This is a genomic window from Ruegeria sp. ABM4_193 (genome assembly GCF_056158705.1).
Genome location: NZ_JBSWTT010000001.1, coordinates 1158457 through 1174117 on the forward strand (window position 1 = coordinate 1158457; position 15661 = coordinate 1174117).

Here is a 15661-nt window from a genome sequence, read left to right on the forward strand (position 1 = left end):
GTAAATATTTTGTTGTTAGACAATTTTGTCTGGTTTGTGACGCCTTAAGATAACCCGTTCGAGTTCTTTCTGGGTTGATGGGTTGATCTCCCCAATTGATCGTTGCCGAAGCAAACGACGGCTTTGTCCGCAAAGCGGATGCTCATGCCGAGTGCAGCGAATGACCGCTACGAGCCCTGAGCGGTCATTACCGTGCCAGTTGAATGCTGCGGATGCATTCGGCAGCTGCGCCTCCAGAGCAGACTTTGGATTATTCTGATTAAATTCCCGGTAATTGATCTTTACTCCAATCTCAAAGCCCGGTGGTTTAGCCAAGTCTGAAATGATGCCTTTGAGAAAATTCCAAAGCCTCAAGTCAAATTGGTTTTCTTGATTTCAATCAGTTATATTCGAATGTGATCACTTGGATGCGGCGGGAGGAGACAGGTGAACAGTTCTTTTTCTGATGAGGAAATGGGAAGGCTCCCGTTTTGGGTAACACCTCCGGGGGAGACAGACGGTTTTCTGATCGTTGTTGGATTGGTTCTAGTGATAGTGCTGCTGGGTTTTGGTGCACTCTACTTTACTGTACAGGCCATTCCCGACCGCATGGCAGCAGGTGCTCATAAGGTCCAAATGCAGTTGGTCGGTGTGCTTGGGTTGATCTCTCTCTTCACCCTGAACAACGCCTTTTGGATCGCGGCAATTCTGATCGCCGCCGTACCGTTGCATGAAATCTTTCCACTTAAGACCGAAGTAGACGTCTTGGAGAGCGACGATGCTTGAGTTGGTCTTCTCTGCGCTGATCACAATCGTCCCGGATTATTTGTATCGCCGTTACAAACAGGGCAAGCGGTGGGGCCGCGAAATAACCCTGTTCAACGTCTGGTATGAATTGCGGTGGGGTTTGACCGCCTGTGCAATACTGGCTGTGACGCTGATCACGGTGATCTTCTATTTCCATCCCTCAACGCGAAATGTCTCTGCTGCGTTTCGCACGGTCACAATTCTGTCGGATCGCGCTGGGCGGGTCGCGGAAGTCTACGTTGCCAATAATGACGACGTGAATGCTGGTGAGGCCATTTTCCGACTGGACACCACACGGCAGGAGGCAGCAGCGGAAACGGCTCAGCGTCGCATCGAAGAGATCGAGGCAGCTTTGGATCTGATCGCAACAGAAGTCGCGAGCGCCACCGCGCAGGTCGAGGCAACAGAGGCCAATCTTGCTCAGGCAACGAGCGATTTGGAGCGGCGTCTGGAGCTTGCAGAACGAAACAACACCGTTGTCAGTGAGCAAGAACTGGAGCGCTTGCAAACAGCAGTGACCGGCGCAGAAAGTCAGCGCGCAGCCGCTATTGCCTCGCTAGACGGTGCCAAATTGCGCCAATCCACCCTTCTCCCTGCACAGCTTGAAACTGCGCGTGCGGTTTTGAGAGAGGCTGAGGCCGAGATATCGAAATCAACCGTATTTGCCGAGGTGGACGGGACGGTAACGCAATTCCTCCTAAAGCCGGGTGATATCGTAAATCCAATACTACGCCCTGCTGGGATCTTGGTGCCGGAGGTCACGGGACAAGGACGTTTTATTGCGGCTTTCGGTCAGATTTCTGCCAGTGTGCTAAAGCCGGGTATGCTGGTGGAAATTACCTGTGCGTCCAAACCGTTAACCATAATTCCAATGGTTGTGGACGACGTGCAGGACGCGATTGCTGCGGGGCAGTTCCGACCGGGGGATGCGCTGCTGGATCAGCAGGATCGAGCGCGACCTGGTACAGTTACAGCGTTCCTAGCACCTATTTTCCCAAAGCATCTTGAGAGCATCCCGCCCGGTAGTGCGTGCGTTGGAGTTGCTTATACGAGCCGAGCAAAGGAAATCGACGCCGGTGAGATCACGGGCCTGTCTGCTTTCATCGCAAGGATTGTGGATGGCATGGGTATAGCAAATGCAATTGTCTTGCGTGCACAAGCCATTCTGCTCCCTGTGAAGACATTGGTATTCAACTAGGCCCTGAAAGGCGGAGAGGTAGAGTTTCGCTATGGGTTGCGACGCCATCTATATTTGCACGTTTCTGTCGGTTTTCATTTGGGACCTGATCTACCTGTCACCGATACTTGTTTTTTTGTTGGTGCTGGTTTGCATGCTAGGGGTATCGATTGGTCGGATCGAAGGCTGGTCCACGGGATCGAGCCTCTACCATGCCTTCATTAACGCAACTACGGTTGGCTACGGCGACATTAAGCCGGAGAAGCCCGCGAGCCGGGCTTTGGCGGTTATCAACGCTTTTGTTGGGCTTATCTTTGCAGGCATTGTCGTAGGTATAGGTGTACATGCAGTCGAGACCTCGATGAATGTCGAATTTTAATTTGTGTAGGTTTCAAAAAACGAGAATGACCGGTTTGTCCGCGACTCGGACATTGGTCCAGCAATTCTCGCTGCACATTCCACCAACGTCCGCTTTTCCTTCTGCAGCGCGGCAGGTGGCCAATGTTGAAGGCGAAGCGGTACCACTGATCGACTGCGGTTGAGCAACGCCTATATGAACCAGCATTGGTAACTGACTGAGTTTACTCCCGTTCCTTGAAGGCTCGCTCGTCAGCGTCGGTTTTTCGGACACCCTTCGGACGCAGCAGCCAAGGAGACCCGGAATGCAGATGCTCCGCTGGCTATTCGGCTCACGTGAGCCGGATTGTGAGAAAATGCTGGAGCGGACCGACGCCCATATTCGCATCGAGCGGGCCGGAGGCGATGTGATCGAGATCACGCCGAACTCTAGCGCCCGTCAAAAGAACGGTGGCGGCCCGCAAAAGCAGCATCACCAGAACGGCATCGGCCAGAGACCGAACGGTTAATCCGAACGCGACAACCAGCTCTTTCGACGTTGACCAGACCTGCTCCGGCCACTGTGCCGTGGCGGGTTTTTCGGACACCCGCAGGAAACAGGCAAAAAAGGAAAACACCATGTGTCTGGAAACTGGCGGCTGGTGCAGCGATACGTTCCGCGTCTGCGACATGGACGATTTCACGCGGTGGATAAGGCTCTGGCCCGAAGTGGATTTCGAGATGAGCAACGATGACACTGTTCGGCTCTACCCGGCCTGGGATCTCGACTATGCGCCGAACCTGCCCGACTATTGCTATGACGCGCGGGCAAGAGACTACGTCATCGATGAAGAGCGATACGAAGGCCTCTTTCTCCAAGAGCTATCGTGGTGTTTCGCTGTGGGCGAGACCTGCGTTCTGAAAGTCGCAGGTACCTCTTTAGGGGACGTGCATGCCTACAGCATCGCGATTGCAGGCGGGAACGAACCACCGTAACAGCGGATCGTCAGCCTGAGCCTGAGCGAATTCTATGACCGCGCCGCAGATGAACTCGGGCAAGGCTGGCTGATGTTCACCTATGTCGCTGAATGAAGTTGCACCGCCGATGCAAGGCGGTGTAATTTTTTTAATTCGCGTTCGCGATAGCCGTTCTGGATGCCGAAGTCTTTTGCGGGACCAGCCTCCACCTTCTCATGCGAAGGCCAGCGCAAGATACCCCCTGAAAACTACAAAAGTGTGTTCAGAGTTTGCTCGGGTTGAAAATCGGCGATAATGGCGAATGCCAATCGGGTGGGGCATCCGCCAAAAAATTGTTCAATATTAATAGTAAAATTTTGGAGGCGAGTACCACTTGAGAACCGCTGTCGCAAACTGTCTCATTTAGATTTATTTTCAAATAGTTGGCGGAAATCCCTTGTCCGCACTTGTCGCATGAAATAGCACTGTGTCACATATTTTTGGATGGGTAGGAGAGGGATAGGTTTTTTCATGCCAAGTTCGATTCCCTGTTTGAACAAAGGGCAGATACTTGCCGAAGCGGGCTAAGGAGCTGGGGCCCCTTGAGGTCAAACGTCTTTCCCACCCTGGCGTGCATGCTGTGGGCGGCGTTGCCGGGCTTGCACTGCAAGTGACCGGTACCGGTGCACGGTCCTGGGTGTTTCGCTACCGCCACAATGGGCGACGTCGGGAGGCCGGCTTAGGGCCTTATCCGGACGTTCCTTTAGCTAAGGCCCGCGAATATGCGCGCGAAGCGCGGGATATGCTGAGGCAGGGCATCGATCCCATTGCAGAGCGGCAAGCCGCGCGACGCAGGCTTTTGACATTTCAGCAGGCGGTTGCAACCTACGCGGAAGAGAAAACCGTCGAATTTAACAGCGCCCTACATCGCAAACAGTGGCGCGCTTCGCTGGAAAGGCATGCAATCCCGACCCTCGGGGATATGGCCGTCACCGACATTACTTTGCAGGACGTGTTGGAGACACTTCGGCCGATCTGGATGAACAAGACCGAGACCGCTTCGAAAGTCAGGCAAAGGATCGAGCGGGTGTTGGATTACGCGACGGTGGCCGGGCACCGCAGCGGAGAGAATCCCGCCAGGTGGCGCGGCAATCTCGACATGGTTTTGCCAGCCCCAACCAAGCTAACCGGCGGGCGAAACTACCCGGCGCTAAAACTTGATGATGCAGCACGATGGTTTGCCGCCTTGCAAGCACGGGCTGGGATCAGCGCGCGTGCGTTGGAATTCCAGGCCTTAACGGCTGCGCGTACTGGCGCCGTTCGTTTTGCGACTTGGGATGAAGTTGACTTAGATCGCGGGCTTTGGACCATCCAGCCCGGTCGGCAGTCCTCCAAGATCCCCCCGTCCGGCCGACCGCATCGCGTGCCTCTAACACCTCAAACGCTGAAGATCTTGCAGGCTTTGCCACGCGCCGCAGATAACCCGCTGGTTTTCTGGACCCCGCGCGGCGGGGCTTTCTCCGATGCGTCTCTTGCCGCGGTGATGCGGAAAATCCATGCCGCTGATGAACGAGAAGGCGACAAGGGCTTTATCGATGCGCGCAGCGACAAGCCCGCTGTTCCACATGGGTTGCGGTCGACGTTTCGCACATGGGTTGCAGAACGCACGCAGTTTGATGGAGACATGGCTGAAATCGCACTCGCACATAAAGTGGGGAACAGGGTCCAACAAGCCTATGATCGCTCCGATCAGTTGGAAAAGCGCCGAGCGATGATGGAGGCTTGGGGGCAGTTTTTGCTGGGAAAACACTAGAGAGGCCAGGCAATGGCGCGGGTAGAACATTTGAAAAACTTGGGGCTCAACGAGCTCCTCGAGACCAAGGAATACTACATTGCCGTAATGGACGAATTGGAAATTGAAGAGACGCTCGATCCGGTACCACAAGGCGAAGAGATCAATAACCCAGAAATCGAGGCAAAACGTGCGGCGCTACGAGAGATTGATCGTCTGAAATCCAAAGGCAAGTATCAGGACGAGAGAGCACGCTTGCGCAAAGAACTTGAAAAAGGGCCGCTGTCGGGGCTTTTGAACTCCGGGGGCATCAAAATTCCTGCTAAATTTCTCGAGTTTGCAGAGCGCTGGAGTAACTTACGTGCCGGCATGCAAAGCCCCGACCTGGATCAGCAACAGCGCTTCCAGAGATTTTTCGAAACCGCAGATATTATGTCGAAATCTCTGCCGGAGATCTCTGATCTACTAGCAGTGCTGGAGCCGCCTGAGGTAAAGAAAAAATCGGGCAGAAAAGTCGAAATCCGGCCGAAATGGCGCAAGGACGCCGGAGTTCTAGATGAAATGCGCGTCATGGTGGCTCAGGGATTTAGTATCCCAGAGGCCGCGCGTCAAATGGCTTTCAAAGAAGGCTTCGCTCACCAGGACAGCAGAGCAAAACGCTTTGAGAACTTGTATCGAGCCCGCCTGAGGCTTCGGTAAAATAATTGGCCGTCAATTCATTTACTTTGCGGGTTCCGCACTTCGTAGACATGTTGGTTTCAGCAGTAACAAAAGGTGAAACCAATGAACGAAACGTTTCTTTCTGACACCGATCTAGCTGTTCGCTTCAAGGTCACCCGGCAGACAGTGTGGCGCTGGCACAGATCAAACCCCGGCTTTCCGCGCGCTGTCAGCTTGTCTCCCGGGTGCACGCGTTGGAAGCTCTCCGCAATTGAGGCCTGGGAGACCAGCCTTGCAGAAGCCGCCTAATGGTGGGCAATGGGCAAGGTATGAGTTGCTAAGGTGCTAGACCTTGAAACTCAATTCGCGCTGGCTCTGCCACTAGCTTTGGCGCCGACCCCCATTAAAAAAATCTGAGCGAAGAAGCTCTGTTATCGACAATTTGGAGATTAGGAATGCTAACTGCAAAGTTCAGCAAACGGGAAAGCTATGCCCCCGCGCAAGAAATGGACCCAACGCCTCTATTTGGGGAGTTGAGAGAAGCAGAACCTGTTCCTTGGCAGGCGCTTGGTCCTCTGGCAGACCCTGCCAAGGCCATAGCAATGCTTACTCAAGCGCCAGACGCTATCGCAATGCAAAGTGTTTTGACGGTTGCCAGCGTTGCCACACAAGCGTTTGCGGATGTCGAAACTCTTCAAGGATATGTCCCTATCAGCTGCTTTGCACTGACGGTGGCTCAGTCAGGAGAACGCAAGTCCGCCTGCGATTCATTGGCTACGGCCGCAATCGGTCGGATTGATCAGGAACGCGTGCGCATCTACACCCGAGAAAAGAGGAAATACGAAGCTGAAAAGCTCGAGTACCAAAAAAGTCGTAGACGCTCTTCCTCGAAAGACTTTGAGGTAATTGAGACTGATCTCGATAGTGAAGACCTGGACCTCCCGCCGGAACCTCCGCTGTTTCCCGCGATCAGGATTAGCGATCCAACGATTGAAGGACTTTTCCGCCAGTTGGAGAACGGCCATCCTTCGGTGGCTGTAATGACAGACGAGGGTGGGCAGTTTTTTGGTGGCCACAGCATGAAACGCGAGAACGCCCTTAAGACTGCCGCTGGTTTCTCAAAACTTTGGGACGGGGCACCCCTAAGCAAAAGCAGAGCGTCGGCAGAACCCGTGTGGCTTTGCGGGAAACGTGTCTCGCTTCATTTGATGATTCAGCCAGGAGTGGCGCAGAGCGTGGTTGGCGATCCGACGATGAAAGATCAAGGTCTCCTCTCTCGTGTTCTCGTCGCGTGGCCAAGCAGCAAGATTGGATCTCGAATGATCCGAAAAGGCGTTGCACACCAAGAGCTCCTGGAGCTGGCGAAGTTGATTTTGGCGAAATTTGATGCGCGGGTGACCCAGCTGTTGGGCCTCGAACTTCCATTGCACCCTGATACACGCGCTGAACTAAATCCACGACGCCTTAAACTTCCAGACGAGGCCCGTGACTTGCTGGAGGCATTTTACAACCGGGTTGAAAGCGCCTCGGGAGAGGGCGGAGCATTCGAATACATGTCTGGCTTTGCGGCGAAAGCACCTGAAATGGCTGCCCGCATCGCCGGTATCCAGAGTATTTTTTCAAACGAGGGAGTAGACGAAGTCACTGCGCAAGCGATGGAGAATGGTATCGCAATGATGGAGTGGTACCTGTCGGAGATGCAGCGGATCACCGACACTGGCCGACCTGAGCAGGATCTTTGCGATGCTGAAACAATACGCCGATGGCTTCACAACAACTGGAGTGGGGAGTTTGTCGACAAGCGGACGCTGATGAAAAAAGGGCCTGGTCATCTCCGCGATGGCAATACGTTGTCACGGTGCATCCAAAGACTTGAGGCGCATGGTTGGCTTGTTCGCGGAAAGGGTAAGCAGGTTATCGACGGGGCAAACAGCAGAACTTACTGGCGCATTGTGCGTTTCGGTAGTGAGACATGAGCGATGCAAGATATGATCTCGTCAGGGCTTGTTTTGAAAACATGGAGGAGATCTTCCCCGCGGGAGATCCGAGAAACGACAGGAAATCGAACTCTAAGAAGTCGATAAGGAATTTGCCGCAGATGCCGCAGATTCCGCAAAGAGTTCCTCCCGCATGCAAACCACTCCCGCTGCCGGAAGAACTCTTCGAGGAACGTGCTGCTATAATGGAATATGATGGGGGCCTGCCTCGAAATTTGGCAGAATTTCTGGCCTGGAAAGGAGAGGCAGGTTCGTAGCATGACGAAGATATGCGCGGGTCCTTCCCGGTGTCTGGATTCATGCGGGTAGTTCGCTCCCCACGTTGGAAAAGAATATATTTTTTTCACAGGATTGAGGATTGAGTTCTTGTTGTTGTTGGCGATAGCTTCGGTTTTGAGACGCGTGGTCTGCCGGAAAATCAGAAAATATCAGAGGTGAAAAATGAGCAAACTAGATCAAGTCTCAATGCCAGTAAGTTACATGGAGCTTGCTGTGCGCTTCAATGAATCCGACCCTGAATCGGCGCTTCAAATCGGAGAGCAAATGCGTGAAATCTGGGCGCGGGCGCTTGGATTGAAACAGGCTGGCGGAACCAGCTGGTGGGGCCGCCTTCTTGGACGTGCACATCCTGAATATCAAAAGGGAGCGAGCGTTAAGTTCCCACTTAACTTACCCGCGGACCACAAGACGTCGCTTTGGAATATGGACGGCAAGCCCGCTGTGTGGGTTAGTATTGCCAACCATATAGATGAGAAAGCAATAGAGCAGGCCTGCGCGAATTTTGGTCTACGGGTAACAGTGCCGGACTATCCTTCCTGGCACTATCCCAACTCGACCCGGCTCATACTTTGGCAAAAAGCTTAGTTTTGAATATCCCAATATTTGTTTTGAGAGACTTGATGCTACAGACGCTTGAGGACTCTACATTGTCAATGGTCTTGTCGCTTCAGATGGCGAAATGCGATCAGATCGCCAAACTCTGTCAAAAAGTACTTTGTCGACAGTTTGGCGCTGATTTTTGGAACGGCATTGAACTTCGGTGGTTGGGAAGGCTCGTGTTTCGGCAGTGGCTAATGGCCATCGTTGAGGGCGCGTTTAGATGCAATAGCCCTCACTGGCGGCCAAGCACTAATCCCAGAAGTATGCGGCCATGCAAAAGGGCCGTAACCCAACGATGTAATGCCCGCAAGTACCACTTCGTCAACTGGACACCGACGCCATTTCTTCGGTCACAAAACGCGACCAAAATTGCCGACGAACCGGCTTGCGTGTAGATAGTCCCATATTGAACGCTTCAAAATAGAGCTTTGTTCTGATTGATGACACAACTTTCACTCGAACCCGTCCACCACGATCTGAGTAACACTAATACATTGGGCGACATAGTTTTTATCCATGGGATTGGCGGAGACCAATTTGAGTCTTGGATGACCGATCGGTTAGACCAGTCAACATTTTGGCCAGCGTGGCTAGCAAGGGATTTTCCTTCAATTAGTGTCTGGACGCTCGGATCCCCGCGAGAATGGCTTGCGAAACCAATGAGTTCGCGGCAAACACATAGAACTAGTAGGGCCATAGTAGGGTCTGAAAGCCTCAATAGCTCAGCTGGTAGAGCAGGTCCTTCGTAAGGACAAGGTCGGGGGTTCGAGTCCCTCTTGAGGCACCATCATTTTTCTGTTGCCTGTCGGCCAAATTGTAGTTTTCGGCCCAATGTGGACACTCGTTACATCTATTGCCGCTGCGGCGCAGCCTCACGAACATAGACGTTCATCGAACTCAAATCACCTTGGTTTTCCAAAAGTTCAAAACAAAAAACTGGCGGTCGGATTTCCTGAATTTGACGCTGAATTGTGTCGCTGGAAAACTAACGCATCATGCATTAACAATGGCTGATTTAGATCACTGACTGATTACCCTCTAGGATGATTATCAATACGATGCTTGACGAGGATGCAAATCTATATGTTTCCATACAGCTTTCTGAACTCGAGACAGCTGCGTTGGAGAGGGCACGTACGCTGCTCAGACAGTCGCGGTCATTGTATTTGCGATTCAGTGTTTTCGCACCGCCCAGACCAAGATCCGGTTGTTGACTGCTGCCTTGACCCTGCAAGAGCGTACGGAGATCACTTTATTAATCAGGCGAGCATAACGCTATCTTTTGACACAAACTAACTCGCTCGCATGGAAGCCGTGCTCAAAAGAAAAAAGGGGGAGCTGGTTGATAAAGACGAGCATCGCGTACTTGCAACAATTGCTCTGGCGATTTTTTGCGATGCGGCGATGACCCCAGGGTTCGCGCTTGCCGAAATGTTAAAAGAAACATCCGAGTCTCGCGCGCACATGACGTCTTCCTATCGGGCCTTTAAATATCTTTGCATCAACTGTCCGAAAGAAGATGTCTTCGAAACTGTTTTGACTGGCCGGATTCCGGACTGGCAGTTGGCAGTCCCAATCGACGTAGAAATTCCGATTTCGCAGGTATAAGCAATAGCCAGAAACGCCCGCTTCAATGGCGAGCTTTTTGCTTGCTTGTGCGAAGGCATAGTCGAGCGCAAGTGTGCGGACACTCTGAGCAACGATGAAAAGCTTGAGCTCTTCCTTAGCATGGTTAGGGAAAGAGGAGCGCTCGCCCCAGGTTCAATGCGCTATTTTGCGCTTTACTTTTCAGACCAACCGGCCAAACTTAATATTCAACGGCGATCGCTGCTTAAGGGAGTGCTTTCGTCCTCGCTTACCAAAGTGATCTCCGGTATCTGAAACGCGGCAAGCGATTGTTACTTTGCTTCCGAGTATTCAGCTAGCTTGAATACTTACCATGAGAGGCTGGATAACAGGATATTTGCGACCGAAGACCGTGCTCTGCAACATCTCCTTGCCCAAGATGCTCAGCACAGAGAAGGAGGTAGCTCCGACTTTGCTGACTCCTTGCGCAACCTACGCGGCGGAACCCTACCAAACAGCATTAAGCATATGCTCGACGATCTAGTGTCTTACGTGCCGGTAGAAGAAGCGAAACCTTCGGCTATGCTGCCTCGGCGCGCATCAGCTCGAAAGTTCTTAGAGAACCCAATTCCGGAAACTTCGCTTGCATGGGATGAACTTGGGTCTTTGGTATAGTCGGCCCATCGCTGTCGTTGCATGGCGATGTTTCAAATGCATTACAGCATCACTAAAGCGGCCATTCATACCGTCAGTGAGCGCTTTCTCATATAGTCTCTAGCGTTTTGTATCATTGTTCCAGCCAACTTTCTTCCAATCATGGCCATCAAACCAAATCGCACCTTCGGAGCGTCGCCAACAGGACTCTTCGTTTACACCCCTAGGCCATGTGTTGCGCTCTGCGATCATTACCCAAACTGGTTCAATTTGACTCTCTTCTGAGTACCGACGAAGTGCAGCCTCATCTATGGCCACCACTGTCTGGTGACTCCCTGGCTGTTGCGTTTGAACAACTATGTTTCCAGCACTGTCGGTCCAATGCTGAGGCCCCTCGGAAGACATGGTCAGACCTAATTCTTCCGCGAACCATTTTTGCGGCATGTAGCTTGTGAAGCCTTCGGGTAGCGTTTTGTCGAGATGGCTTTCCCAATGGTAGTGTGCGACTGGGATGGCAAACTCACAGTCGGGTGGCGCCCCCCAAATGTGTTGGTCAAATTTTATTGACCGCCAAGTCTCGCGCCAGAATGCTTCTCGCAGAAACGGTCCATCAGTAAATTCTCGGGGTTGGAAGTTGTGGACATCCAAGCTTCCTTCGACAGCAAGATAGTTTGTGAAATCAGTAGCTTTTCCCTTCTTCACAAACACACAGTAGAAGAACCTGAACTCTTCATATCGTTTGCCGTGAACTCCAGGTCGCGGTTCTGCGTAGTCCGCTTCCGCCAAACTGAATTCGTAGAGAACTAACCATCGTTTTTTGTTTTCATCCACTCGCACCAGCTTGTCCGGCATTGCTTCAGTGGGATCTTCAGTGAACGGCCACTCTTTCAACTTTTCTTCGGCTACCTCTGGTAGCACGATCTGTGGTTCGGACATCCAATCAGTGCTGACCTGCTGAGATGAGGGGTAACGAATTGTAGTAGGCAGGATAGTAGGCTCGATATTTCGGCGGAACTCATGATGGCTGTACCGATACTGGTACGGTCGCTCTGGCCAGCCTTCGAGGAGCCAGAAGTTGTCCGCCAACCTAGCTTGCAACTCATCTAGAGCGATGCGCTGGTACTTCTTCCCGATGCGCTCAAGGTCGTTTTCGTAGCGTGAGTAATTTCCTCCGTGTCCATCCTTCGGAAACAAGTCGTCTGTCCATCCAAGTTCGTAAGCTCGCTTAGTAATCCAGAGACGGCACTGTTGAACGTTGATCGTCTCGTAGTCACCATGGCCCGCGGTATCGTTGAAATACTCATCAACCAGACGACGCTGTTCTTCCGCGTTTAGCAGCTTGTTCAACGCAGCGAGAGCGTCTTCTTTGCTAATGTCATCATCGTTCTCTTCAATCTCCAGTTTGATAGTTTCCAATTCCGTCTCCTCGCCCTGATCGTCAAAAATCGTGCGCACGATCACGTCGAGTGGAACGATTGATGCTTGTTCGTATTCTTCGAGCGCGGCCACTCTATCTGGATAGGGATCGATAATTTCGGCTTTGAAACGGTCTTTTACTTCCGACGCTGAGATAGGTTTAGGTTCAGAGAGTCGAGTGGTCAGGAAGCCACGCACTCGTCCCGGAATACTGTACTTTCCGTAGTCTCCCCACTCGTTTGACGCCGAACTAAAAATTGACTTGCTGCCATGACTTTCCGCAATTTTCTCAACCTGTTCTTTTGTCAGCCCGAAGGCCGGCTCTTCAGAGTTGAACGGGTGGTAACAATCTTCGAGGCTTGCCCCCTCATCAAGGGCGTCCTTGTGTGCTGCGAGTTCAATGATTCCCAGAGCGTAGTCCCTAGTCATCAACGACACGGGCGGTGCACCTTCAGCAAAAGCCTTTGCGAAGACTAATTTTGAGTATGTCTTGAGACGCTCCACACTTTGATCGATGCAGCAGGCTCCAAAAGCTGCAGCGTAAAGCCTCTCAACCACGTAGGGATCGTTGCAGGAGTGTGTTTCACTAAAGACAAAGTTGAATACTTTGGGTTCAGTCAAGAAAAGCGAAGTAAGAGCCTTGGTCGACCGATCCCGCAAAGTTATGTGCGATGATGACAAGGACCACGCCAAGATCAGGGAAGCCAACTCCATGTGTCTTGAGTTGGTCTTTCGATCTTTTGTCGACATTGCCCAAGAGATGATGCGATCGATCTGGCTGAAATCTTCTCTAGACGCCAAGTTGATCCAGCGGGTCCAATGACTGTCCCGCTCGGCCATCCCAAAGTTCTGGAGGTGCGTGTTCAGAAACTTCGCATTGTATGGGTGATCAATTGTGATGGACACCTCGAGCAGCAAACCCCGAGGGTCGACAGAGTGGCCATCCAGAGCGTTGAAGAGTTCCCCAGCGTCTTCCGTGAAGGCTTCCAATTTTCGCCATTTGAAGCTTTCAGCAAATCCTACTTGAAGCGGCGTGCCATTTTCCCAGTGTCTCTCCCAACCTGGTAGTTCTGTGGCGAACTCTTTGCCGATTTTTTCTGGGTAGATCGTCGACAAGGCACCGACCAATCCGGAGTATTCGTAACGAATTTGGCGAGAGATGTCACCGTGGTAGAAGAGGAAGTTGAGTGGTCCTCCTGCCTGAAATTCCATCCCCGATGGTGAACGAGCCCTCTTAAAGCCGACACGCTCTAAGAGCGTGAGTCCTAATCTGACTATGGATGAAGGTTTTGCGTTAGCGGCGACCCTGACGGCAATTGCTTTTTCGACCAGCGCATCCGCCATAAGATAGTCCTGAAAACGCTGGAAAGAGAACCTAATTAGCTCAGAGGGTGGGTTTAGTGGATCGATCTCCTTCGAATAAGGTGGCGGGTCGCGACGGAGCAGGTTCGAGTGAATGAAGACATCCAGCCATGATTTTCCTTCGGGCGGTTGGCGACTGCCGAACTGCTCCTGCGCAAGATTATTGGCAACTTCAAGCTCAACGTAGTCTCGCCCATCCTCTGCCATAGTAGCCGCGATGCGTTGAACAAACTTCTTGAGAGACAATGACAAATCCTCAGCTCGAACAGAGCGCACACCAGTTCTGGAAGCGACCCCGTCGAGGTAGAATGCCATTAACTCTGAAACACCCTGCAAACCTCTCGGAAACTCTGACTCACCTTTTTCAAGCAGTGCTTCGCTTGTGCTCTTCAAGAAGAGCGGGTTAGTGAATTCGGGGGACAGCCATGGCGTGTTCGGACGAGAAATACCCTTGTTGTCTAGGTATTGGATTGCAGCGCGTTCTCGTTCTTCAAGGCTAAAGAAGCCTTGCATACTGAAGACAGGCACGGTCTTTAGAAGTTTTTCAGGAATTGCATAACGTGAGTAGACGTCTCGGCAAGAAAAGACGGCAGCGACGTACGGATATGATCTTAGCGCGTCGATGACTTGAGGCATCCAGTGCATCCAGTAGGTTGCACCTACTCCCTCGTTGATTGCGTCAAAGAATAGAAGAGTTCTTACTCCTTTCCTTGAACCTGCTGCATCCAGGACACTAAGAATTTCATCTGAGGTCTTTGCTTCAAGCCCCAAGAGGCCGCCAAGCTGCGGCCAAAATGGAGCGTTGGCCAAGTCTTGGCCTAGAACAACGATCGTCGGCAAACCTTGTTGAACACGTTGCAAAGCAGCTTGTCCCAGAGAATGAGATTTGCCTGAACCGGCTTCCCCAAGGACTATCGCAGACTTTGCGGCTTCTGCCGACCAGTCTCGTTGACTGAGCGCATCGCCGAGCGTTGCAAGAGCCGTCTGAAGCTTCCTCAGGCTATCATTCACAACAGTAAACTTCTGTCTTTCGGTCTCCTCTAAGCTTTTGCTGTCGATGTTTGTAAATGGGCGTTCTAGCTTCCACGCAAGGTTGCGGAGCGTATCCAGTGTTTCTTTGGCTTTCGCCAAATTCCATTCAATCGTTGGTTCCTGATCGATCAGCGTCTGAATCTCTACGAGCTCGGACCAGAGTGATTGCGCTTCTGCTAGGACCTTGGGATCTGGCACCAAAGAAGTTGTGGTAAACTCAATTGACGGTACTCTGTTGCTCGCCAAAACTGCGAAAGCATCTTGAAGACGGGCACGCGATCTCGGCCCGCGGACTATAGCGTCGAACATCGCTTCAATTGATACTTCAACGTGATCTTCAGGGTTGAAGCGATCATCTAGTTTCAGAGTCGCCGCATCAACTTGGGTACTGAACCACTTGCCGTCCAATACATCGCCGCCAAACCAAAACCGCTGCAAGGCGAGATTATCATTGACTAGAAGCTTGTCATTGAGGACCGTCGCCCCCCAACACTCGAACTCAACTGAAATAGAACTCTTGGCCGCAAGAGCTTTCCAGGTCGCAACGCGATCATCCCATCTTTCTTGTTGTGATTTGCCCTTCGCCTTTGGGCCCCGCTTGGGAGTGAAGTCTAGCGGCAGAGCAAACACATACCTCTTGATCTCCGGATGGGTCTTCAACGCCTGCTCAACGGACTTGTCCATTTGCTTCCACTGGGTGTCCCCAAGGGCTTCAAAGAACTTAGATTGATAACCGATCTTGTCGCCGTTTTTCAGTATCCAGATGGCTTCAACGCCACCGTCGCCGCCTCTTCCATCGTTCGGTTGAAATTCGTAAGCGTTTTCTGGCGGTTCTCTTCGTGCCAAAATTTTTATTAGAGCCTCAAATGAATCGCGTTTACCCGTTTCAAATCCACGGATTTTTTGAAAATCGATCATTAAGTATATTACCCGTCTTGCCTAAAGCTTTAAATTACAGTCGCACTTCGAATGGCTTCAATAAGACGCGCGATTTCCCGGTTGCAACTTCATTCTCGTCTAAACAGCGATAAGTCCGAACGCAACGTG

The 15661-nt window shown here is 51.9% G+C and carries 12 protein-coding genes and 1 tRNA gene; 12 read left to right on the top strand and 1 reads right to left on the bottom strand.

All coding sequences use genetic code 11. The annotated features are described in order from the left end of the window. The first annotated feature begins 426 nt into the window (after positions 1 to 426). The 12 genes from ACXADZ_RS05805 to ACXADZ_RS05860 all read left to right on the top strand — a co-directional run bounded on the left by ACXADZ_RS05805 (position 427) and on the right by ACXADZ_RS05860 (position 10192). Positions 427 to 765 carry a hypothetical protein gene (locus ACXADZ_RS05805; protein ID WP_475193629.1) on the top strand — a complete coding sequence of 113 codons (339 nt, stop codon included), beginning with the start codon at positions 427 to 429 and terminating at the stop codon, positions 763 to 765. Beyond that, entirely contained in the window at positions 758 to 1984 is a 1227-nt protein-coding gene (locus ACXADZ_RS05810) for an HlyD family secretion protein (protein ID WP_475193632.1), read from the top strand. The genes ACXADZ_RS05805 and ACXADZ_RS05810 overlap by 8 nt, the downstream gene beginning before the upstream one ends. A gap of 31 nt (positions 1985 to 2015) precedes the next feature. Further along, complete coding sequence (locus ACXADZ_RS05815) at positions 2016 to 2342, top strand: potassium channel family protein (RefSeq protein WP_475193635.1); 327 nt, start codon at positions 2016 to 2018, stop codon at positions 2340 to 2342. 283 nt (positions 2343 to 2625) lie between these two features. Further along, positions 2626 to 2829, top strand: a complete 204-nt coding sequence (locus tag ACXADZ_RS05820; protein WP_475193640.1) for a hypothetical protein — start codon at positions 2626 to 2628, stop codon at positions 2827 to 2829. Positions 2830 to 2938: 109 nt separating this feature from the next. Then, positions 2939 to 3295 carry a hypothetical protein gene (locus tag ACXADZ_RS05825; RefSeq protein ID WP_475193642.1) on the top strand — a complete coding sequence of 119 codons (357 nt, stop codon included), beginning with the start codon at positions 2939 to 2941 and terminating at the stop codon, positions 3293 to 3295. A 532-nt stretch (positions 3296 to 3827) separates the two neighbouring features. Further along, positions 3828 to 5069: a tyrosine-type recombinase/integrase gene (locus tag ACXADZ_RS05830; protein ID WP_475193645.1), complete on the top strand. Its 1242-nt coding sequence runs from the start codon at positions 3828 to 3830 to the stop codon at positions 5067 to 5069. Positions 5070 to 5081: 12 nt separating this feature from the next. After that, a complete protein-coding gene (locus ACXADZ_RS05835) occupies positions 5082 to 5747 on the top strand; it encodes a hypothetical protein (RefSeq protein ID WP_475193647.1) in 666 nt (221 codons plus the stop codon). A 416-nt stretch (positions 5748 to 6163) separates the two neighbouring features. Next, on the top strand, positions 6164 to 7684 hold the full coding sequence (locus ACXADZ_RS05840) for a YfjI family protein (RefSeq protein WP_475193651.1): 1521 nt from the start codon (positions 6164 to 6166) through the stop codon (positions 7682 to 7684). Next, entirely contained in the window at positions 7681 to 7962 is a 282-nt protein-coding gene (locus ACXADZ_RS05845) for a hypothetical protein (protein WP_475193653.1), read from the top strand. Before ACXADZ_RS05840 ends, ACXADZ_RS05845 begins: the two co-directional genes overlap by 4 nt. Before the next feature lie 184 nt (positions 7963 to 8146). After that, positions 8147 to 8569, top strand: coding sequence for a hypothetical protein (locus ACXADZ_RS05850; protein ID WP_475193655.1), 423 nt, complete (start codon positions 8147 to 8149; stop codon positions 8567 to 8569). Positions 8570 to 9295: 726 nt separating this feature from the next. Next, positions 9296 to 9371: transfer RNA gene (locus ACXADZ_RS05855), tRNA-Thr, on the top strand. A 518-nt stretch (positions 9372 to 9889) separates the two neighbouring features. Beyond that, positions 9890 to 10192 carry a hypothetical protein gene (locus ACXADZ_RS05860; protein WP_475193656.1) on the top strand — a complete coding sequence of 101 codons (303 nt, stop codon included), beginning with the start codon at positions 9890 to 9892 and terminating at the stop codon, positions 10190 to 10192. 732 nt (positions 10193 to 10924) lie between these two features. Here the strand turns inward: ACXADZ_RS05860 and ACXADZ_RS05865 are convergent. Next, positions 10925 to 15532 carry an NACHT domain-containing protein gene (locus ACXADZ_RS05865; protein WP_475193658.1) on the bottom strand — a complete coding sequence of 1536 codons (4608 nt, stop codon included), beginning with the start codon at positions 15530 to 15532 and terminating at the stop codon, positions 10925 to 10927. Positions 15533 to 15661: the final 129 nt, after the last annotated feature.